The organism is Pseudomonas sp. RC10 (assembly GCF_038397775.1).
GTDB classification, from domain to species: Bacteria; Pseudomonadota; Gammaproteobacteria; order Pseudomonadales; family Pseudomonadaceae; genus Aquipseudomonas; species Aquipseudomonas bambusae.
The window spans coordinates 5,615,848-5,634,995 of record NZ_CP151650.1 but is presented as its reverse complement, the minus strand read 5'-3'; the positions used below and the strand labels follow the sequence as shown (position 1 = coordinate 5,634,995).

Sequence of the window (19,148 nt, the reverse complement as noted above, 5' to 3'; positions counted from 1 at the left end):
TCCCGCGTGCCTGCTCTCGTTCACGGACCCCGCATGAAATTCCTCGAACTGCTCAAGACCCGTAAAACCAGGAAGCACCTGCGCAGCCTGGATAAACTCGAACGTGCCGCTGAAAAAATCCGACTGCATTACCCGAAGTATGTGGTGGGCACGGGAACGTACGGTATTCCGGAGGTGTTCGAGTTCGGTGACGACACGATCCTGCGCATTGGCTCGTACAGCTCGATTGCGGCAGGGGTGAAGATTCTCCTGGGCGGCGAGCATCGCACCGATTGGCTGACCACCTATCCATTCCCGGCCATGATGAGTGGTCTGGAAGACATCAAGGATTACGCGCCCAGCAAAGGCGACGTGGTCATCGGCAGTGACTGCTGGATCTGCGCGGGGGCGACAATTCTCTCGGGCGTCACCATTGGTCACGGCGCCATCGTCGCAGCTGGCGCGGTGGTTACGCGCGACGTGCCGCCCTTCGCGGTGGTCGGGGGCAACCCGTGCAAGTTCATCCGTTGGCGTTTTGAAGAAGGCGTTCGTGACCAACTTTTGCAGGCCGCATGGTGGGATTGGCCGATGGAGGAAGTGAAGTCCGTCGCCCGGATGCTGTCCGGTTCTGACCTGGATGCGTTCCTGGATTACATCAGCACCCGCGGCGCCGCCTGATCTGGGAGCGCCGACACGTCATGCCGGTTTGGGAGGCGTGCGCTCGTCGCCATTGGCCGCTTTCGCGGGACCCAACACGATCGCAAGGTGCCGCAAGTCGTCGATCTCCACGCTGACGCTTTTGCCAGACGGGCTGGCAGCCAGCGTGCCCAACGCGAATACCGTGAAGAATCGCACCTCCTCAGCGTGGCTCAGCAACTCGCTGATGTAACGGCTGGATCGATACGCCTGCATCTGCGCGGGCGACACGTATAGCGTGACGAGCTTGCCTTGTAGCCGGTCAAAGAATTTGAACTTGAACCCTGTGCCGTAGCGCTCAACCAGGCCGCCCCCATACAACACCCGTCGCTCGTCACCCAGTTGTGCGAACTTGATGTGGCGGAAATACGAGCGCAGCGATACCTCGCCCTGACCAGGAATACGCAGGGTAAGCAGAGCGAACTCTTCTTTAGTGAGCTGCGCCTGAGCCTGGCGGAAACTGTCTACCAGACGCTCCAGGTTGTTGGTGCGGGTTTCGGTCGGCGGTTTGCTTTTCGACGTGTCAGACACCGGCGCGAGATCAGCAGGGTTTTCTCCCAGAGCCTTGTCAGGCTTGGCAGACACGGCCTCAGACTTTGCCCGCTCCTTGAGTGCGGGATCGAACACATCGATGTAGTCGTCCAGCTTACGCTTGACCTTGCGCAGGGCCGTTTCCGACTCCGTTTCAGAGGCCTCGGGTTTATCGTCACCGGTATCCGCCTCGCCCACCCATTCGCAATCGACGTGATGCTCGTAGTTGGGATTGGCCCTGAAATGCGCGGCGACGAACGTAGGATTTTCTTGGGGTTTCACGTCATACCGCACTCCGGTGATCTTGACGCCCTGTGCGCGGCAGGCTTCGGACGAGCACAGGAAATTGAAGCGCGCCCGAGGCGCTTCCTGAGAAAAATACTCGCGTCGCGCCGCCACGATGGACAGCTCCTGCTGCAACTCGACGCAAAACGCGCGGGTGATGCTCTTGCTGGGCTTCATGAATGCGGCTGGGTCCTTCGCCGAAGTGGGTTCCGGCATGATGCTGAATCGCCAGAGGGTGAGCAATTGGAAAGTGTGCGTCTTTGGCGCCTATGGCGCGGGCACCGCCAACCAGTGCGCCACGACGTTCTGGTAGGTGCCGGTCGCCTTGGCCAGATGCAGCCACTGATCGACGTAGGCCTTCCAGCTGACGTCATCGCGCGGCAACAGATACGCCTTCTCGCCGTATTGCATATAGCGCGACGGATTGACCGTGCACAGCCCCGGCAGGCGCTTCTGCTGATACAGCGCCTCGGACGCGTCGGTGATCATCACGTCGGCCTTGCCGTCGAGCAACTGCTGGAAGATGGTCTTGTTGTCGTGGAACCCCAGCGCGGCCTTGGGCAAAAACGCGTGGGCGAACGCCTCGTTGGTCCCCCCTTGAGGCTCGATCAAACGTACGTGGGGTTGATTGATCTGATCGAGCGTCTGGTACTTCGCCTCGTCCTCGCAACGTACCAGCGGCACCTTCCCGTCTACATCCAGCGTGTCACTGAAAAACGCTTTTTTCTGCCGCTCCAGCGTCACCGAAATCCCGCCTACTGCCACGTCGCACCTGCCCGCCGTGAAATCCGTCATCAGCGTTTTCCAGGTCGTCGGCACCCACTGCACCTTCACGCCCAGACTTTGCGCGAGCGACTGGACCAATTCGATGTCGATGCCTTCGTATTGCCCGTCGGCGTTGAGAAACGTGTAAGGCTTGTAATCCCCAGTGGTGCAGACCGCCAGCTCGCCTTTCTGTTGAATCGCGTCCAGATGCGATACCTGCTCGGCGGCGTGGGCCTGAGCGGCGGTGAGCAGAGTGATCAACAGGGTGGCGGTGGTGCGTTTGTTCATTGTGATTTCCCTTGGTTATGACTGGCCTCGCTGACGTTATAGAGACCGATAGCGTTCGAGGAAAGCGATAGATATGTAGTGCTTGCGCACAGCGCGTCGCCGGTAGGATTGCGCTTTGTCTTCGTTCGGATACACTCGGCTATGTACACCGTTTTGCAGACTGATGAGTTTGCGAGTTGGCATTCCAATCTGTGCAGCACGAGAGCAAAGGTAGCGATTGCTCGTCGCATTGATCGGGCTGCCGCAGGCAATCTTGGTGACCTCAAGTCGATAGGGGGTAGCATTTCGGAAATGCGCCTGGACATTGAGAGTGGTTACCGGATCTATCTTACGTTTCGCAACGGGACCTTGATCATTTTGTTGGCAGGAGGCAATAAGGCCAGCCAATCAAGGGATATACGACGCGCGCAAACACTGGTGAAGAGGTTAGAGCATGAGTAATCAGTTGATCCCGTTCGACGTCGCTTCGTTTCTGGACTCTGATGAGGCCATCAGCGAATACCTGACTCAGGTACTGACGGACGGAGACTGCGATGAGTTCGTCAGAGCGGTGGGTTACGTCGCCAAAGCTCGGGGCATGTCTCATATCGCAGAGGCGTCGGGTTTGGGGCGAGCGAGCTTGTATAAAGCGCTGGCACCCGGTGCCAAGCCACGTTTCGATACTGTCGTCAGGGTCATGCATGCGCTGGGTGTTGAACTCCACGCGAAAGTCGCAGGCACTGTTACGGCAGCCTCCCGAGTGTGATGGTCATGACTTCGGTGATGACCGCCCCACCCGAACCTTAGCCCGATGATGCCGATACCACGCCACGCCCGCCGCAAGCACGACGACGCCGGCGAAGATCGGCAGGCGATAGGGCTTCAGGTTGCCGAGCAGGTTCTCCAGCGCTTCCCCCGCCCAGTATCCGCCCATCACGAACAGTGTCGCCCAGACCGCAGCGCCGAGCAGGTTGACGAGCGAAAAGCGGATCGGTGACAGGCGGCTTGCACCAATCACCAGCGGTCCGACAAGGCGCATGCCGTAGAGAAAGCGCACCGAGAAGATCGACGCCGTGGGGTAGCGCTCGATCAGCCCTGACACACGGTCGATGGTTGCTTGCTGTCGATGCAGCTTGGGCAAAATTCGGGGCCCGAAATATCGCCCGGTCCAGAATAGAATCTGGTCGCCCAACATGCCCCCCAACGTGGCGACAGCGATCACATCGAGCAGTCGCAGTGACGTCTGGTGCGCCGCGAGCCCGCCGAGAATCAGGATGGTTTCGCCTTCCAGCAGACAGCCGATAAACACTGCCCAATAGCCGTAGTTGACCAGCAGATAATTGATGTCGATGTGTTCGAACATAGGAAGCTGCAGCCCCAATACAAAAACTTGCCGCAGGAGCATCCGGCGGAAGGCATGCCGTTCGACCCAGGCGAGAGGCCAACAGTTCTATCATCTTTGCAGGCGAACGGTGGGGGTCATTCGCTGAACTCGGCCTCCAGTGCGGCAAGGTCTTTTTCGATGACCTTCATCAACATTTCCCATTCTGCCTGGGTGCGCTTCAACGCTTCGCCTTCACGCGAGTACAGGAAATCTATGATATTCGCGGTCTCTTTGGTCCGGGTGGTCGGGCGAAAGGCGTCCATGCTCAGCACACGCGCCAGCATGTCCAGCTCCGTCGCATGATTGACCCATTGCCAGTTGTCCTTGATCACCACCTTGTCGATGAGAATGCACTGCTTCTTGAAGCTGCGCAGGCTGGCGCCGAACGGACTCGCGGCTAACAGCGACGTGATCCGCGAGCCTTCGCTGTTGGCCTTGTCCACCGCATTTGGTCCGAAGAACCATTCGTTGAAACTCAGCTCAATCTCACGAAACGCCACGTTCGCGTCCCAGATGATCCCCAAGGCCTTATTGTGGATGATCTCGTTTTTCCACGCCCGATAGGCCTTGAACGCCAGGCCCACCAGGCCGATGGCGGCCAGCGCTTGCACCAGCGCGGAACAGGAGTTGATGACGTCGTAGGCGCGGGCCGATCCGGACACACCGGCCCCGGTATAGGACTCGTAGAAGACAGCGCCGGTCATCGCTGCCAGCGCAAACAACGCGCAGTAAAACCCGAATGCATAGGGATCTTTCATTGTTATTTTTATCCGATCAGCGAGGGTTGAGCGTACGGCCAATTCGCTTTGGATCAGTCACTGGTAAGGCTAGTTGAGAACTGGGGATTTGTGGAGAAATGGCGCAGGGAACGGACCGGTCGAAGGGCCATCGCAGCTAAGTGTTCTGATGGCCAACGGATCAGCAGGGTCGCCCGCCCAGCTTCATCCTTGGGGAAACATTGCGGGATCGGAAAGGCATTTCATCAGATGGTCGTAAACCCATCTGACACGCGGAGGAACGGGGCCTGACTGAGTCCGGTAAATCATCAGATCAATCGGCGGCGGCGCAATTTCACTCAGCACTTCTACCAGCCGTCCCTCAGCCAGCCATGGCTCGGCGAGGTAATGCGGCATCTGCGCATATGCCAGGCCCGCGAGAACAAACTCTAACTCGGTTTCCGGATCGTCGCAGCTGAAGGCGGGAAAGGGCGCCAGATAGGTTTGCCCGGAGGCAAAAAACCACGGCCAGGGCCTGCCGTTCTTACGATCAATCAGCATGGACAGCGGCATGGATTTCAGTGCTTCGAGGCTTGACGGCGCGCCCGTTTCGGCGATCAGCGTCGGTGCAGCCACGACCTTTAACGGTACTTCGCCCACTGAGCGGGCAATGTAGCGTCGGTCTTTGACGGTCCCCACCCGAATGCCAATATCGATCTGCGCGGCCACCGCATCGGTCAACTCGTCGTCCAGGCTAAGGTCGATCTGCAATCCCGGATTTTCCTGCATCAACGGTTTGAGAAAGCCCGGCAGGTACAGCTTGCCGATGGCATGGGGCGCGGTAATGCCGACCCTCCCGGTGACGGTGGTTTGCTCTGCTTTCGAGTGAGAGACGAACAGGTTGTCGAACTGAGTCAGTGTCTCCCGCGCTTGCTGCGCGATCTGGGCGCCGAATGCCGTGACATGGGCTTGCCGCGTGCTGCGGTGAAACAGGGGCTCGGCGAACATCCGCTCCAACTCTTTCACCGCCCGAGTGACCTTCTGCGGCGATGTGCCCAGCCGCTGCGCCGCTTCCCGAAAAGTCGGCGATTCAACGGCCACCAGAAAGACGCGAAGCATTTCCATGCGATTGAGCATTGGTCGACCCTTTCAAAAGAGCGTTCCAGATAGTGGAATTCTCAAAGCCAAACTCTTCCATTTTATGAATTGGAAAGCCACTGCAAACTTGCCCTCAATCACTACCAACCCACAGCAAGTGCAGGAGAAACGTTATGAGCAATGGTATCCAGGGCAAAGTCGTCGTCATCACCGGCGCAAGCAGCGGGCTGGGCGAATCCACCGCCCGCCATCTGGCGAAACTCGGCGCCAAAGTCGTTCTGGGCGCGCGTCGCCAGGAACGGATGGACGTCATCGTCCAAGAGATCAAAGCCGCAGGCGGCGAGGCATCGGCCTACACCGTCGACGTCACCCGTCGCCAAGACCTCGAAGCCCTCGTCGCCCACGCCGTTCAGGATTTCGGCAAAATCGACGTCATCGTCAACAACGCAGGCTTCATGGCCATCGCTCCCATCTCGGAACTGCGCGTTGACGAATGGGACCGCATGATCGACATCAACGTCAAAGGCGTCCTCTACGGCATCGCCGCGGCGCTGCCCAAGTTCGAAGCTCAAGGCTTTGGCCACTTCATCAACATCTCGTCCGTCGCAGGCATCAAAGTGTTCAGCCCGGGCGGCTCGGTCTACAGCGGCACCAAATACGCCGTCCGCGCCATCTCCGATGGCCTGCGCCACGAAGTCGGCGGCAAGATCCGCACCACCACCATCGAACCGGGTGCCGTGGATTCCGAGTTGAAACTGGGCAGCGGCCACCAGCCAAGCGCTGACGTCGTGAACGAGTTCTACAAAATGGCGATTCCCGCTCAATCCGTAGCGCGGGCGATTGCCTTCGCGATCGAACAGCCGGGGGATGTGGACATCAACGAGATTGTGCTGCGGCCGACTGCGCAGGACTTCTAAGTTGATGAAGAGGGTTGCGACGGAGTGCTTGCCGCCGCGATTCCTCAATTATCTGAAATACCCGAAATAGGCAGACGTGTGGATAACTCCTGTGGGAGCGAATTCATTCGCGATAGGTTCGTACGGCTGGCATATCTCTGCCGTCTGTTCCGCTTTTCGCGAATGAATTCGCTTCCACATTTCGTTCAAACCTACGGGACGCAGGATCACTTGTAGGAGTAATCGCGAAGGTAGGTAGGAAATGGATGAAAAGCTGACCTGCAATACGTTCTCGCTTGTTATGAAAGATGCGCCTCGCTAGCTTCCCGTGGGTTCAACCGCTCGCGACTCAGCTTTTTAACTCGGAGGCGCGTTAATTAAAGGGAAGCGTTATGCCTGATCAGGAAGAATTCCGCGTTGTTCTGAGTTATGCCCAAATGGCGGCCATTCTGGAACATGAGTCTCTCTCCGAAACCGAAATCAGGTCCAACCGAATAATTGGAAGCCTGCGACTGGTTGGTGGCATCGTCGAGTTGGCGGGAGCGGGAGTGCTCTGTAAAGCGCCGGAGCCGTTTTTCACCAAAATAGGGTGTGTCGCCGTGGGCGTGCACGGTTCAGATCAGGCATCGGCGGGTATGCATCAACTCGTCACGGGAAGGGCCACCGACTCCTATGCCTTCAAGATCGGCGCGTCCGCGGCCGGCGGTATGGGAGCGTCACTGACCACTGCCCGACTCGTCGGTCTGGCGACGGAGTTTGCTGTGCCCCTCACCACCGCTTCGCTCTATAACGCTTTCAGGGTGTCCTCTGTGCGAGCGGGGAAAATGACGATTGTCGTGAGCGAGAGGTTTCCGAATGCACCAAGGCAAAGTTTAGGCGGACATACAAAGGAGCGCCATATTGGCAAAGATGTAGAGGCTCTTCAGAAAAGATTGAAGCGGAGGCAAAATGCAAATGTCATGTCTACGTTTAGCAGTTTGGAAAAAGCTGAATGGGCGGTGAGTCAGGCACTGCAGATGCACAGGTACAAAATTCTGGGTTACTCGAAGCTAAATTTTTTGCGAAAAAATAACCGCTTGACGTTAAAAATGAGTTTTATAGAAGACGTGGGATGGGGAATTACACGCTCAGCGGCGGATACCCCGGTCGGGATGAAAAATATTGTAATAGTGGTGGAATGTTCGGAATTTAACCACATGCCAGCTTTTATCGTGACGGCGTACCCAGTGCTCTGAGGCTTTATGCGCGGATATATGCAGCTTGTTGATTTTATGCGAGAGCTCAGTGATGGAATTCAGGAGTATTTACCTGAAGATCAACGCACTGCCATTCTGAATCTCGACGAAATTGTTGACTGTTGGATGGAGAAAAAATCGTACCTGGCGATTCGCTCGCTAGAGAAGGATATCGTTTCTTTTATCGAGAAAGACGAGGCTGGCGACGGTTCGGTTTGTGAAATCCTCTCTTGGTACGACTTGCTTTTCGCAATAGAGCGGTTTGATTGCGAGGAGTCAGAGCTGTTGCTGACTGTGCTGTCGATGACGAGAAAGCGCCGCTCTGAGGAAGGTCGTTGTGTTGCAGATGACGTGTGGCGGTGGATAAAACGAAAAGCTCGGACTACATGGAAGTGAGCTTCGTCCGACGGGCAGGCTGAGTGAAGCCAAAAGGGTCAAGCCCCGTCGATCTGATCGATTCCCACCCACAAAAAAACCGGCTCAAACATGGCCGGTTTTTTTCCCTTCAAGTCACGTAACCCCTTGAAGGTCCTACTGTTTGGTGCCCGAGGGAGACTCGAAAACCTTCGTACAGGCGACGTATATAGAGCGGATTATTCGGGCTTCAGTGTCTTCTACTCACAAATCTACTCACATCCGGGTTGATGGCTTTTTGCGTATCACACTGACTCGCCATTGATCCGCACGCTGGCATTGCCGGTATGAGAATAAGGAATGCTCACTTCCACCTTTTTCCCCGACTCGGTAGTGACTTCGATCACAAGCCTATGGGGTGGCGCTGCAAGGTCGTCTGTGAACAGAACATGCACTGCTTCCTTGCATGAGTCGTCTTTCGAAATGGGCCAATAGGCCGATCCATCTACGGCTGGGAGGTACACCTCGACATTAGCCATGCATTACTCCGAATTGGTTGATAGCTGGTCTGACGTTACCAGAAATTCCGGCAGTCTTTGCGCAATGCCATTCAGACTGTCGCAATTTCTTCGGGCAGCTAGAGATCATGACGAATGTCAGGGCGATATCTTGATGGCGTTCGCTGGTGATCTTTGCGGCTGGTAAAGCTTTAACAAATCGATGCTAAAGGGCGTTCCAGCTTTAACAGTTTTCAGACTCAAAAACGTGGTAAAGGCTTGCTACAGCCCAAGTACGCCAATGGGTTGAGGTCGTATGTTAAAACGGCATAACGCTTTAACAGTTTAACAAAAACTGTAAGGGAGGAAAAAAACTCTGAATGGGGGCCCAGGTGGTCTAGAGCTCTAAGGCTCCGAACTCTCGCATCACCCCCTGGGACAGATGAGACGAAAAGCCCCGCTCTGATCGCTCAGGCAGGGCGGGTGACGCGGTGGCTGCCGCCGATCGTAGTGAACCGTATTGCGATCGCGCAACCTGTCGGGGTTTTGCTTAGCGGGGTACTGGCCGACTGATCCCGTCGACCGAACTACCAGTGATCAGTGACCAATTCCACCGTCGGCGGATTGGCCTTCAACGTATTGGCGATCTGGGTGTCAGTGAGGCCGCGACGCGGACGGCAATTGGACGCGTACCACCTATGGCAAGATCACCGATCAATCACTGGATCGTCGCGTGGAAAGCGGTACGAACCAGGGGCAGTACCAGAGTCAGGCCCAGGGCGTGGCGAACCGTTCGACCGAGCAGGTCGGTGGGATCAAACGCATCGACGGCTTGGGCGCGCTCAAGTTGAATTCCGTCGACACGGCCACGCTCGCCGCGCTGGACGACATGCACCAGGCGACTGGGCGGGACTTGAACCTGGTGGTAGGCAAGAAGCACAACGCCGCCGTAGGTGGCGATATGCAGGAGCGGATTCAGGGACTGCGCGAGAGCGTGAGCGAGGTCAGTCAGCGTCTGGTGGCACCGAAAAACCACGTGGGGTCTGAGTCGGTCAATATCTTCAAGGTGCTATCCGACACGCTCGATCTGATTCAGGAGCTGGCCTCAGAGCTGGCGTCACATACTCACGGACCGTCGCCGATACCCACGCAGGCTTCGGCTTTTACGGCCGATTCAGCGATGGCCAGCGCGACATCACGGCCGCTGAACGCAATAACACTCTAATGGGCAAGTGATTGGTCAAAATATCATCAGAATGGCATCTTGGCGATGTTTTTAGTGTTTCGTTCCTAACCTCATAAAGTGCATAGAGAAGTGGGGATTGGTGTTTCATGCTGACGATATTTAGTACTCCGTATAATACATCGTTGAGGTGGGTGTGGTTATAGAAGTGCCACTGAAATTGATCCAACCAGTCCCAAGCTAGCGGATTTAGATGAGGTCGTATTTCCTCATGTCGAAGAATCCAGGATATCTGATCTACTTCCGGGGCCTCTTTGTTGTCATGTATAGCGCTGGGTAATGAATGTTCAGCCATAACTGCACGATCAATAGATTCCCGAGGTATTCCTGAGTGAAGTAAAAATATAATGTAAGAAAGATGTCTGAAGTGAGGTTGGAAGGTATTAAAATACATATCCTGCCAGTACATCCTTGCAATGGCTTTGTTAGTGTCTTCGCTCATGGCAGAGAAGATAATGTCAAAGTCATGGGCTAGATTGCAGAGCTTATTTATTTCGTTTCGCAGGTTGTCGGTATTAAGATTGCTGTCGTTGTGTACGCGTGGTATTCCAGCTGTTAGCTTAGCGCATAGGATTTTACATTCTTCGACCAGAGTTGCTTGTCGGTCTTTTTGTTTGCTTTCTTTGTATTGCCTAAAGCCGATATAAAAAGCTGCCGCAGTAGCGAGTTGTGCGGCGGCGTTTATTATGTCGATGAATTTAAAGTCCCAGAATGATGCCGGAGTATTCAAATAGCAAAGCACAAAAAATCAGCGCGGTCAGGACGTATGGAATCGAGATGATTGCATGATGGGCCAGCGGTTGATTTACGCTTTTGGTTTTTTCATAAAGCATTTATGCTCAACTCCAGATTGAATGATGTAAAGCTAAAAATTTGCACCACGGTTCAGAGTCGGCTTGAGAACGAGTCGATACTCAAAACAAGCGCATAAGAAAGTCGCTAAAGTCGGCTGCAATCGGCTGCCTTGGATCTAGCGCTTTAGCCTTTACCGCTAGGCCAAGAGGCATTCCGGGCTCATCCTGCCAAGCTAGATAAGTATGGACAGCTGCTTTTGAAGAGTGGGTAGCGCTGAAGGTTGCAAGCCCATTCTGTTGGGCTTCAGCCACGCACTTCGCGGCGTATTCGACAGCCGCTTGTGGCGCTAGTTTGAGACAAAAATCTTCCAGCATGCCATCAACTTCGTTGTCGGGCATCAACCAAACCCCGATGGTAGGTCGACCCGGCTTGGTAATGATAGTACCGTTTTTCGACGGATTGGCAGGTACTTCATACCCGGCTTCCGTTAGTAGGGTAGATACGCTACGCCATTTACTTATCAAGCTCGGGGCGTCCGCGTCGAGAATCACCCCTACCACCTCTAGGGGCTCCGAGCCAATTAGCAGAACATTAAGTCGTCTCAGTACGTGATTGTCAGACTCGCAGTTATAAATTCCGAATGATTCAGGGAGGTTGAAATATACGCAAAGAGCGCATACCAAGTGTGCGTCATTTTTGCCCTCTACCAACAAAACTTTCGGGCCTTTGTGCTTAAATTCCATCATGGATCAGCGAACCTCGACATCCATATCAATAGAGTCTTTAAGCAAGTCGAATGTATACTCACGCACGCTTGCTTCATTGTTGATTTTCTGAACCCTCGCGAAAGATCCAATTGCTGTATCTTCAGCCCAAGCCTTCTCGAATCCTTGAATGCAGTCTCTGCTATGAGTAGTCGCAAAAACTTGTACGTTCAGAAGCTGCGCAAGCCTAAATACTAGAGCCCATACTTCTTGTTGGACGCTCCAGTGAAGTCCGTTTTCGAACTCGTCGATGATCAAAGCGCTATTTTTGGCGTTGACTAGAGAAACTATAATTTGAAGGATACGATTCATACCATCGCCCAAGCTTTTGAGTGCTACGGGTTCTGAATGGTTTCGCAGGCGCACTAGGGCAGTGCGTTCTCTGGTTTGAGAGCCTACGAATGCAACACCTTCCACATTAGGGTCTATGAGTTTTAAACCCGCTATAACGTCCGCTTCCGCGTCAGTCAGGCTCACTAAGTCCCATAAGTTCGCGAGTTCTCTATCGCCCACACCACGGGTAGGCACAAAAAAAACTTGATGTGTGCCTTTCATAAAGGGGCTGATCATCCGCCGCATCTGGCTCAGTTTGTCTAGTCGACTGAAGCGCCTAATGTAGCCTGGGCGTTCGATGACTATGCAAGGCTCTAGAAACTCTGGGTCAATGAACATATCTTCCGTTGTGGCAGTGTAAGACGTGATCTGGCCGTCAGTTTCAACTTTGAAATTCTGCACCTTGAGCTCAAAGGATCGAGGGTCATTAGTAGATGAAAGTGATATGCCTGGTGCGCCTATTTCTGGGAGTACATGATTGTGAAAGAGGTGCCGCAAAGGAATTGCAGTATCTTCATCAGCAGCGTCCCAGTTTTCATTCCGCGCCGCTTGAATCATTGGTAGATATCGAGTGGACATTTCACTAAAGAAGAGCACCAACGCTTCTAGGATGGAACTTTTGCCTGAGCTGTTTTTTCCAACAAACAAGTTAACCCGCTTGAGCTGGTTGAGCTCCACATTCCTAAAATGTCTGAACCCCACTATTTTAAAATCATGGATCATCTTGTTGCTCCGTGCTTCCTGTCTGAAGCCTTAAATACATTATTCACCGAGTATATGCGATCTGATGTTGACAGGGAACGCGCCATCATCGGTGCTGTGCGTGGAGCACCCCAGACACTGAGGCTGTGCGTGAGCCTGTCAGTCTTTGCAAGGCGGTAGTCTCGGTATCCGTAGGGCTGCAACATTTCCCCCACCTAGAAGTCGTGCCGGTAAAAAAAAAGGGCCAAAAGAACACTTATCCCCCTCTCGCCGACGGGCTTTGCGTCCGTTTTTTGTGCAAATCCGATTCGAGTGCAAACATCGCTGCAGCCCACGCCGGCTGTGGGGCTTCGCAAGCGATCAGGCATTCCACGGTTTGCAAAGTTTTGACAGGAATTGCAAAGGGGCTACACAGCGGGCGCTGGTGCGCCGTCAGCGACCCGGATCATGAACCACTCGGTTTACCCGGGGCGAAAAATAAAAAAATGGTGTTATCCGTGCTTTTTCAAAATCCCGATCAGTTGATCCCAGCCGCTTATCGAGCAGTCGCGGGCCGAGGCACGATCAGCCGGAACGTCATGTTTGGCGCGGGCTCTGGTGGATTTGACGGCCGGGCAATCTTGCACAGCGTTGCAGGTCATTTGGCTGACTTTCGGGTCTTTCGACCAGTCTTTGAAAAGGCCGAAAAAGTGATGGCGTGCTGCCATACCCGATTGAGGACTGGGGAAAAGGTAATTTCGGGAATGAGGGAGCGGGAGAGGGCTGTATTCCTTGCAGGACGTGACTTTGAGCAATTACCAGAGAAGGTAATTTAGGGTAATTGAAGAGGTAGTTTTTCCGTAAGTGACTGATTTTAAAGGGTTTAATAAGATAAGAATCTAACCACCTCAAAAGGTAAGTTGATTACTATACAATTACCCTATTATTACTTTTGATAATCCTTCGTAACCTACTGACTCAAAAGTTTTTTCGACGCATTTGAAAGGGCGGTTACCAAGATTACCACTTCCCCGTGGCTCAACATAAAACCGGAATCGTTGTCGGGGGCGGCTGCGGAAGCCCGGGGCACGCGTTCTGGCGATACTGTCACCAAAACTGTCACCCATTGCTTACACGCACTGTAGGAAGGGTCTGGAGGCCTTGAATTCATTGGAGCGGGTGAAGGGAATCGAACCCTCGTCATCAGCTTGGAAAGCTTTCCCTAGCCACTATGCCCCCGCCCTCGCGCGACTCGAGCTGGTAGCACGAAGAGGAATTGAGCCAGCGCAGTAGCGAACTCAATTGCCTTTCTTGCGTCAGCTTCATCGGGAAGAGCTGCGTCTTCGTCGGCATGGCGCTGGTCATTTGCGTCAAGACGTATCTCATGAGCCCATGTGGCCATTTCGGTAGTTATGAGATGCTGGGCCGCAGCCGTATCTATTCGCTTATAAAGATTTCCATCTTTGAGCCCTTTCTCCTTAAGCATGGCGTCAACCGAGGAAGCAGTAAGCATTACTGCCCCAGCCGGAGCGTGGACACTGGCAATTGCCTGTTCTAAGAAACTACGGGCCCGCTCCGGAACCGCTTCGTTTACCTGCTGGGAGGCCGGCCATATGTGAGTGATATCCCGCTGAATATCGAAGCCACGCTGGTTCTTTCCTACAGCACAGACAGCCAAAGTAACACCGCCACAGATGCTGCAGCCGTACATGCGCCAGTGACGTTCCTCTCCCCCCCGATCGTCGGAAGTGGTCGCGCTGCCCAAGCTGCTCAAGTGAGGTTTTGCGACGTTGCAATGTGGGCAACGAGCTAACGGTAAGCTACTTCCTTGCTGCATTGATACCGCCTCACTACGCCAGGATTACGCCAGACGAAAAAAAGGCCTTGATAATCAAGGCCTTTCTCATTGTGCTGGTGCCCCGAGGGAGACTCGAACTCCCACTCCTTTCGAAAACGGATTTTGAATCCGCCGCGTCTACCAATTCCGCCATCAGGGCTCAATGGCGGCGAAGTATAGAGACGTGCCTACCGTTGGTCAATCATGTTTCATAGTCAATTTTCAGGTTTTCGGCTAAACTTCCCGGCCCTGCTAGACGAACCCCATCATGCGTGTCGCCGACTTTACCTTTGAACTCCCTGATGCCCTGATCGCTCGCCACCCTTTGGCGGAGCGTCGCGGCAGCCGTTTGCTGACCCTCGACGGGCCAAGCGGTGCACTGGCTCATCGCCAATTCACTGATTTGCTGGAGCATTTGCGCCCCGGCGATCTGATGGTTTTCAACAACACCCGGGTCATTCCCGCGCGTTTGTTCGGGCAGAAGGCGTCGGGCGGCAAGCTCGAAATTCTGGTCGAGCGGGTGCTGGATCAGCATCGCGTGCTGGCCCATGTGCGGTCGAGCAAGTCGCCGAAGGCGGGTTCGTCGATCCTGATCGATGGCGGTGGCGAGGCCGAGATGGTGGCGCGTCATGATGCGTTGTTCGAGCTGCGGTTTGCCGAACCCGTGCTGCCGCTGCTGGAGCGCGTCGGGCACATGCCGTTGCCTCCTTATATAGACCGGCCGGACGAAGACGCTGACCGCGAGCGGTACCAGACCGTGTACGCGCAGCGTGCCGGTGCTGTGGCGGCGCCGACGGCGGGGCTGCATTTCGATCAGACGATGATGGACGCGATTGCCGAGAAGGGCGTTGAGACGGCGTTCGTCACGTTGCACGTGGGCGCGGGGACCTTTCAGCCGGTGCGCGTGGAGCGGATCGAAGATCACCACATGCACAACGAATGGCTGGAGGTTACGCAGGACGTGGTCGACGCCGTTGCGGCGTGCCGTGCACGGGGCGGCCGGGTGATCGCCGTCGGTACGACCAGCGTGCGTTCGCTGGAAAGCGCGGCCCGGGACGGCGTGCTCAAGCCGTTCAGCGGCGACACCGACATCTTCATTTATCCAGGCCGACCGTTTCACGTGGTCGATGCACTGGTCACCAATTTCCATTTGCCTGAATCCACGCTGCTGATGCTGGTTTCGGCCTTCGCCGGTTACCCGGAAACCATGGCGGCCTATGCGGCGGCTGTGGAAAACGGCTACCGCTTCTTCAGTTACGGGGATGCCATGTTCATCACCCGCAATCCCGCGCCGACGGCTCCCAAGGAATCGGCCCCAGAGGATCAAGCATGAGTCGCACCTGTCGTATGTCTTTCGAGCTGTTGGCCACCGATGGCAAGGCTCGTCGTGGTCGCCTGACCTTTCCCCGTGGCGTGGTCGAGACCCCGGCGTTCATGCCAGTCGGTACCTATGGCACGGTCAAGGGCATGCTGCCGCGTGATATCGAAGCCACGGGTGCGCAGATCATCCTCGGCAACACCTTCCACCTGTGGCTGCGTCCCGGCACTGAAGTGATCAAGGGCCACGGCGACCTGCACGACTTCATGCAATGGAAAGGCCCGATTCTGACCGACTCCGGTGGTTTTCAGGTGTTCAGCCTCGGCGCCATGCGCAAGATCAAGGAAGAGGGCGTGACCTTCGCCTCTCCTGTGGATGGCGCAAAAGTGTTCATGGGTCCGGAAGAGTCGATGCAGGTCCAGCGCGATCTGGGCTCTGACATCGTGATGATTTTCGACGAGTGCACCCCGTACCCGGCGGATGAAGACGTCGCGCGTACCTCGATGGAACTGTCCCTGCGTTGGGCCAAGCGGTCCAAGATCGCTCATGGCGAAAACACCGCAGCGCTGTTCGGCATCGTTCAGGGCGGCATGCATGAAAACCTGCGCATGCGCTCCCTTGAAGGTCTGAACGAGCTTGATTTCGACGGCCTGGCCATCGGCGGTCTGTCGGTGGGTGAGCCCAAGCACGAGATGATTAAGGTGCTGGACTATCTCCCAGGGCGTATGCCGGCTGAAAAACCTCGTTACCTTATGGGTGTAGGCAAGCCGGAAGACCTGGTTGAAGGTGTGCGGCGCGGAGTCGACATGTTCGACTGCGTCATGCCGACGCGCAATGCTCGCAACGGTCATCTGTTCATCGACACCGGTGTGCTGAAGATTCGTAACGCGTTTCATCGCCATGATGATTCGCCGCTGGACCCGACCTGTGATTGCTACACCTGCAAGAACTTCTCTCGCGCTTATCTGCATCACCTGGACAAGTGCGGCGAAATGCTGGGGAGCATGCTCAATACGATCCACAATTTGCGGCATTACCAGCTGCTGATGGCTGGTTTGCGCGAGGCTATTCAACAAGGTACATTGGCCGCCTTTGTCGACACGTTCTATGCCAAACGCGGGCTTGCGACGCCGCCGCTGGATTGAAATGACAGCCGGTCTTACCGCTTCCTATTATTAAAAATATGCAACTGGAGTGTTTAATGAGCTTTTTCATTTCCAACGCCATGGCTGACGCGGGCGCACCTGCTGCTGCGGGTCCTGCGGGTTCGGGTTTTGAGTGGATCTTCCTGGTCGGCTTTCTGGTCATCTTCTACCTGATGATCTGGCGCCCGCAGGCCAAACGCGCCAAAGAACAGAAGAATCTGCTGGGCAACCTGCAGAAGGGCGACGAAGTCGTCACTTCCGGTGGTATCGCGGGCAAGATCAACAAAGTAACCGACGACTTCGTGGTCATCGAAGTGTCCGACACCGTAGAGCTGAAGATCCAGAAGGGCGCCATCGCTGCCACCCTGCCTAAAGGCACTCTGAAAGCCATCTGATTCCAGTCTTTTACCAATCGACGGGGCGCGCAAGGCGCCCCGCGTTATAAGCAGGCGGCGTGATGTTGAACAAATACCCTCTGTGGAAATACATCCTGATCCTGGCAGTGCTGGCGATCGGCTTTATTTATTCCGCACCCAATCTCTACCCTGATGACCCGGCTATTCAGGTCAGCGGCGCAAGCACTGCGTTGCAGGTCAATCAGGCTGATCTGGATCGCGTAAGCAAGGCGCTTACCGATGCTGGCATCGCGGTCAAGGGCGCGTCTCTTGCCGAGAATGGCAAGGGCGGTTTGTTGCGTCTGACCAAACAGGAAGACCAGCTGCCCGCCAAGGATGTCGCGCGCAAGGCGCTGGGTGACGACTACGTCGTTGCGTTGAACCTGGCACAGACCACGCCGAAGTGGCTGCGCGGTATTGGCGCCACCCCGATGAAACTGGGCCTCGACCTCTCCGGCGGTGTGCACTTCCTGCTCGAAGTCGACATGGACAAGGCTCTGAGCGCCCGTCTGAACGTCTATGAAGGCGAAGTGAAGAGCCTGCTGCGCAAGGAAAAACTGCGCTATCGCAGCCTGCCGCAGGATGGCAACGCCATTCAACTTGGCTTCAGTGACACCGATTCCCGCGAACAGGCCCGTGCCCTGATCCGCAAGGATTACAGCGATTTCGACATCACCACGACTGACCGTGGCGAGATGCCGATCCTGCGTCTGGCCATGACCCAGGCCAAGGTCGCCGAGATCCGCGAATACTCCATCAAGCAGAACTTGACCACGGTACGTAACCGCGTCAACGAGCTGGGTGTGGCTGAGCCACTGGTTCAGCGTCAGGGTGCCAACCGCATCGTGGTCGAGTTGCCAGGCGTGCAGGACACCGCCGAAGCCAAACGTATTCTCGGCAAGACCGCCAACCTTGAGTTCCGTCTGGGCGCAGGCCCGGATGACACCAAGGCCACCACCGAAATGTTCGAATTCCGCGAGGGCGGTCGTCCGGCTGCTCCGGTTGAGCGTGGCCTGATCATCACCGGTGACCAGGTGACCGACGCCAAGGCGGGCTTCGATGAACACGGTCGTCCGCAAGTGAATATCAAGCTGGACGGTCACGGTGGCGATCTGATGAGCCGCGCGACCCGCGCCAACGTCGGTCGCAGCATGGCGGTGATCTTCATCGAACAGCGTCCGCAGACCACCTACACCAAGCAGGTTGTGGACGGCGTCGAGAAAGACGTTCCGGTTCAGACCTTCAAGGAAGACAAGAAGATCATCAGCCTGGCGACCATCCAGTCGCCGTTGGGCAGCCAGTTCCGCATCACCGGCCTGAACGGCCAGGGTGAGTCGTCCGAACTCGCGCTGCTGCTGCGTGCCGGTGGTCTGGCCGCGCCGATGTACTTCGCTGAAGAGCGCACAATCGGTCCAAGCCTGGGTGCTGACAACATCACCAAAGGTATCGACGCTTCTCTGTGGGGCATGCTGTTCGTTTCGTTGTTCATCATCGCCATCTACCGTTTCTTCGGCCTGATCGCGACCGTTGCACTGGCCTTCAACATGGTCATGCTGCTGGCATTGATGTCGCTGCTGGGTGCAACGCTGACCCTGCCAGGCATCGCCGGTATCGTGTTGACCATGGGTATGGCGGTGGACGCCAACGTGCTGATCTTCTCGCGGATTCGCGAGGAACTGGCCAACGGCATGAGCGTGCAGCGTGCGATCAACGAAGGTTTCGACCGCGCCTACACCGCGATTCTCGACGCCAACCTGACATCGCTTCTGGTCGGCGGCATCCTGTATGCCATGGGCACAGGGCCGGTCAAAGGTTTCGCCGTGACCATGTCCCTCGGGATCTTTACCTCGATGTTCACTGCCATCATGGTGACCCGCGCAATGGTCAACCTGATTTATGGCGGCCGTGACGTCAAGAAGCTGTGGATTTAAGGG

The 19,148-nt window shown here is 55.7% G+C and carries 20 protein-coding genes, 1 tRNA gene and 1 pseudogene; 12 read left to right on the top strand and 10 right to left on the bottom strand.

All coding sequences use genetic code 11. The features are described 5' to 3' along the window. The first annotated feature begins 33 nt into the window (after window positions 1–33). Window positions 34–657 (top strand): CatB-related O-acetyltransferase, encoded by a 624-nt coding sequence (locus AAEO81_RS25485; RefSeq protein ID WP_341959746.1) that lies wholly within the window; start codon window positions 34–36, stop codon window positions 655–657. An 18-nt stretch (window positions 658–675) separates the two neighbouring features. Here the strand turns inward: AAEO81_RS25485 and AAEO81_RS25480 are convergent, their stop codons facing one another. Both AAEO81_RS25480 and AAEO81_RS25475 read right to left on the bottom strand, forming a co-directional pair. Further along, the gene (locus AAEO81_RS25480; RefSeq protein ID WP_341959744.1) at window positions 676–1,668 is read right to left on the bottom strand and encodes an ATPase; all 993 of its coding nucleotides are present in this window, start codon (window positions 1,666–1,668) and stop codon (window positions 676–678) included. Window positions 1,669–1,758: 90 nt separating this feature from the next. Beyond that, on the bottom strand, window positions 1,759–2,544 hold the full coding sequence (locus AAEO81_RS25475) for a transporter substrate-binding domain-containing protein (RefSeq protein ID WP_341959742.1): 786 nt from the start codon (window positions 2,542–2,544) through the stop codon (window positions 1,759–1,761). 141 nt (window positions 2,545–2,685) lie between these two features. On the opposite strand from AAEO81_RS25475, the gene AAEO81_RS25470 reads away from it, so the two are divergent. Together AAEO81_RS25470 and AAEO81_RS25465 are read left to right on the top strand one after the other, a co-directional pair. Beyond that, window positions 2,686–2,985 carry a type II toxin-antitoxin system RelE/ParE family toxin gene (locus AAEO81_RS25470; RefSeq protein ID WP_341959740.1) on the top strand — a complete coding sequence of 100 codons (300 nt, stop codon included), beginning with the start codon at window positions 2,686–2,688 and terminating at the stop codon, window positions 2,983–2,985. Then, the gene (locus AAEO81_RS25465) at window positions 2,978–3,289 is read left to right on the top strand and encodes an addiction module antidote protein (protein ID WP_341959738.1); all 312 of its coding nucleotides are present in this window, start codon (window positions 2,978–2,980) and stop codon (window positions 3,287–3,289) included. Before AAEO81_RS25470 ends, AAEO81_RS25465 begins: the two co-directional genes overlap by 8 nt. Window positions 3,290–3,292: 3 nt before the next feature. On the opposite strand, the gene AAEO81_RS25460 is transcribed toward AAEO81_RS25465, so the two are convergent. The 3 genes from AAEO81_RS25460 to AAEO81_RS25450 form a co-directional block, all read right to left on the bottom strand. Beyond that, on the bottom strand, window positions 3,293–3,886 hold the full coding sequence (locus AAEO81_RS25460) for a DedA family protein (RefSeq protein WP_341959737.1): 594 nt from the start codon (window positions 3,884–3,886) through the stop codon (window positions 3,293–3,295). Between the two features lie 116 nt (window positions 3,887–4,002). After that, window positions 4,003–4,665: a hypothetical protein gene (locus AAEO81_RS25455; protein WP_341959736.1), complete on the bottom strand. Its 663-nt coding sequence runs from the start codon at window positions 4,663–4,665 to the stop codon at window positions 4,003–4,005. Between the two features lie 183 nt (window positions 4,666–4,848). Beyond that, on the bottom strand, window positions 4,849–5,760 hold the full coding sequence (locus AAEO81_RS25450; RefSeq protein ID WP_341959735.1) for a LysR family transcriptional regulator: 912 nt from the start codon (window positions 5,758–5,760) through the stop codon (window positions 4,849–4,851). Window positions 5,761–5,894: 134 nt separating this feature from the next. Between AAEO81_RS25450 and AAEO81_RS25445 the strand changes: the two genes are divergently transcribed. The 3 genes from AAEO81_RS25445 (at window position 5,895) to AAEO81_RS25435 (ending at window position 8,248) form a co-directional block, all read left to right on the top strand. After that, window positions 5,895–6,638, top strand: a complete 744-nt coding sequence (locus AAEO81_RS25445; RefSeq protein ID WP_341959734.1) for an SDR family oxidoreductase — start codon at window positions 5,895–5,897, stop codon at window positions 6,636–6,638. Window positions 6,639–7,009: 371 nt separating this feature from the next. Continuing rightward, complete coding sequence (locus AAEO81_RS25440) at window positions 7,010–7,852, top strand: RNase A-like domain-containing protein (protein WP_341959733.1); 843 nt, start codon at window positions 7,010–7,012, stop codon at window positions 7,850–7,852. An 18-nt stretch (window positions 7,853–7,870) separates the two neighbouring features. Then, complete coding sequence (locus AAEO81_RS25435; RefSeq protein ID WP_341959732.1) at window positions 7,871–8,248, top strand: hypothetical protein; 378 nt, start codon at window positions 7,871–7,873, stop codon at window positions 8,246–8,248. Window positions 8,249–8,511: 263 nt separating this feature from the next. Here the strand turns inward: AAEO81_RS25435 and AAEO81_RS25430 are convergent, their stop codons facing one another. Next, complete coding sequence (locus AAEO81_RS25430; RefSeq protein WP_341959730.1) at window positions 8,512–8,745, bottom strand: hypothetical protein; 234 nt, start codon at window positions 8,743–8,745, stop codon at window positions 8,512–8,514. Window positions 8,746–9,370: 625 nt separating this feature from the next. On the opposite strand from AAEO81_RS25430, the pseudogene AAEO81_RS25425 reads away from it, so the two are divergent. Further along, a pseudogene (locus AAEO81_RS25425) lies at window positions 9,371–9,928 on the top strand (hypothetical protein); the annotation flags it as partial. Between the two features lie 932 nt (window positions 9,929–10,860). Here the strand turns inward: AAEO81_RS25425 and AAEO81_RS25420 are convergent. Both AAEO81_RS25420 and AAEO81_RS25415 read right to left on the bottom strand, forming a co-directional pair. Then, a complete protein-coding gene (locus AAEO81_RS25420; RefSeq protein ID WP_341959729.1) occupies window positions 10,861–11,487 on the bottom strand; it encodes a DUF3226 domain-containing protein in 627 nt (208 codons plus the stop codon). 3 nt (window positions 11,488–11,490) lie between these two features. After that, complete coding sequence (locus AAEO81_RS25415) at window positions 11,491–12,561, bottom strand: AAA family ATPase (protein WP_341959727.1); 1,071 nt, start codon at window positions 12,559–12,561, stop codon at window positions 11,491–11,493. Window positions 12,562–12,686: 125 nt separating this feature from the next. Here AAEO81_RS25415 and AAEO81_RS25410 point away from each other — a divergent pair, with 125 nt between their 5' ends. Continuing rightward, window positions 12,687–13,355: a hypothetical protein gene (locus tag AAEO81_RS25410; protein WP_341959725.1), complete on the top strand. Its 669-nt coding sequence runs from the start codon at window positions 12,687–12,689 to the stop codon at window positions 13,353–13,355. 386 nt (window positions 13,356–13,741) lie between these two features. Here AAEO81_RS25410 and AAEO81_RS25405 read toward each other — a convergent pair whose 3' ends face one another. Both AAEO81_RS25405 and AAEO81_RS25400 read right to left on the bottom strand, forming a co-directional pair. Next, window positions 13,742–14,005 carry a DUF4145 domain-containing protein gene (locus tag AAEO81_RS25405; RefSeq protein WP_341964617.1) on the bottom strand — a complete coding sequence of 88 codons (264 nt, stop codon included), beginning with the start codon at window positions 14,003–14,005 and terminating at the stop codon, window positions 13,742–13,744. Between the two features lie 426 nt (window positions 14,006–14,431). Further along, window positions 14,432–14,516 (bottom strand) — tRNA-Leu (locus AAEO81_RS25400). Between the two features lie 108 nt (window positions 14,517–14,624). Between AAEO81_RS25400 and queA the strand changes: the two genes are divergently transcribed. The 4 genes from queA (at window position 14,625) to secD (ending at window position 19,145) form a co-directional block, all read left to right on the top strand. Beyond that, window positions 14,625–15,689, top strand: coding sequence for a tRNA preQ1(34) S-adenosylmethionine ribosyltransferase-isomerase QueA (queA, locus tag AAEO81_RS25395; protein ID WP_341959724.1), 1,065 nt, complete (start codon window positions 14,625–14,627; stop codon window positions 15,687–15,689). Window positions 15,690–15,703: 14 nt separating this feature from the next. Next, window positions 15,704–16,819, top strand: coding sequence for a tRNA guanosine(34) transglycosylase Tgt (gene tgt, locus AAEO81_RS25390; RefSeq protein ID WP_166593815.1), 1,116 nt, complete (start codon window positions 15,704–15,706; stop codon window positions 16,817–16,819). A 56-nt stretch (window positions 16,820–16,875) separates the two neighbouring features. Next, on the top strand, window positions 16,876–17,214 hold the full coding sequence (gene yajC, locus AAEO81_RS25385; RefSeq protein WP_296178196.1) for a preprotein translocase subunit YajC: 339 nt from the start codon (window positions 16,876–16,878) through the stop codon (window positions 17,212–17,214). Between the two features lie 62 nt (window positions 17,215–17,276). Beyond that, window positions 17,277–19,145: a protein translocase subunit SecD gene (gene secD / locus AAEO81_RS25380; protein WP_341959722.1), complete on the top strand. Its 1,869-nt coding sequence runs from the start codon at window positions 17,277–17,279 to the stop codon at window positions 19,143–19,145. Window positions 19,146–19,148 lie beyond the last annotated feature (3 nt).

Bases quoted from the DNA above. Each gene is read 5' to 3' on its own strand.
- AAEO81_RS25485 (WP_341959746.1), top strand. From the start codon at position 34: ATGAAATTCCTCGAACTGCTCAAGACCCGTAAAACCAGGAAGCACCTG.
- AAEO81_RS25480 (WP_341959744.1), bottom strand. From the start codon at position 1,668: ATGAAGCCCAGCAAGAGCATCACCCGCGCGTTTTGCGTCGAGTTGCAG.
- AAEO81_RS25475 (WP_341959742.1), bottom strand. From the start codon at position 2,544: ATGAACAAACGCACCACCGCCACCCTGTTGATCACTCTGCTCACCGCC.
- AAEO81_RS25470 (WP_341959740.1), top strand. From the start codon at position 2,686: ATGTACACCGTTTTGCAGACTGATGAGTTTGCGAGTTGGCATTCCAAT.
- AAEO81_RS25465 (WP_341959738.1), top strand. From the start codon at position 2,978: ATGAGTAATCAGTTGATCCCGTTCGACGTCGCTTCGTTTCTGGACTCT.
- AAEO81_RS25460 (WP_341959737.1), bottom strand. From the start codon at position 3,886: ATGTTCGAACACATCGACATCAATTATCTGCTGGTCAACTACGGCTAT.
- AAEO81_RS25455 (WP_341959736.1), bottom strand. From the start codon at position 4,665: ATGAAAGATCCCTATGCATTCGGGTTTTACTGCGCGTTGTTTGCGCTG.
- AAEO81_RS25450 (WP_341959735.1), bottom strand. From the start codon at position 5,760: ATGCTCAATCGCATGGAAATGCTTCGCGTCTTTCTGGTGGCCGTTGAA.
- AAEO81_RS25445 (WP_341959734.1), top strand. From the start codon at position 5,895: ATGAGCAATGGTATCCAGGGCAAAGTCGTCGTCATCACCGGCGCAAGC.
- AAEO81_RS25440 (WP_341959733.1), top strand. From the start codon at position 7,010: ATGCCTGATCAGGAAGAATTCCGCGTTGTTCTGAGTTATGCCCAAATG.
- AAEO81_RS25435 (WP_341959732.1), top strand. From the start codon at position 7,871: ATGCAGCTTGTTGATTTTATGCGAGAGCTCAGTGATGGAATTCAGGAG.
- AAEO81_RS25430 (WP_341959730.1), bottom strand. From the start codon at position 8,745: ATGGCTAATGTCGAGGTGTACCTCCCAGCCGTAGATGGATCGGCCTAT.
- AAEO81_RS25420 (WP_341959729.1), bottom strand. From the start codon at position 11,487: ATGATGGAATTTAAGCACAAAGGCCCGAAAGTTTTGTTGGTAGAGGGC.
- AAEO81_RS25415 (WP_341959727.1), bottom strand. From the start codon at position 12,561: ATGATCCATGATTTTAAAATAGTGGGGTTCAGACATTTTAGGAATGTG.
- AAEO81_RS25405 (WP_341964617.1), bottom strand. From the start codon at position 14,005: ATGCTTAAGGAGAAAGGGCTCAAAGATGGAAATCTTTATAAGCGAATA.
- queA (WP_341959724.1), top strand. From the start codon at position 14,625: ATGCGTGTCGCCGACTTTACCTTTGAACTCCCTGATGCCCTGATCGCT.
- tgt (WP_166593815.1), top strand. From the start codon at position 15,704: ATGTCTTTCGAGCTGTTGGCCACCGATGGCAAGGCTCGTCGTGGTCGC.
- yajC (WP_296178196.1), top strand. From the start codon at position 16,876: ATGAGCTTTTTCATTTCCAACGCCATGGCTGACGCGGGCGCACCTGCT.
- secD (WP_341959722.1), top strand. From the start codon at position 17,277: ATGTTGAACAAATACCCTCTGTGGAAATACATCCTGATCCTGGCAGTG.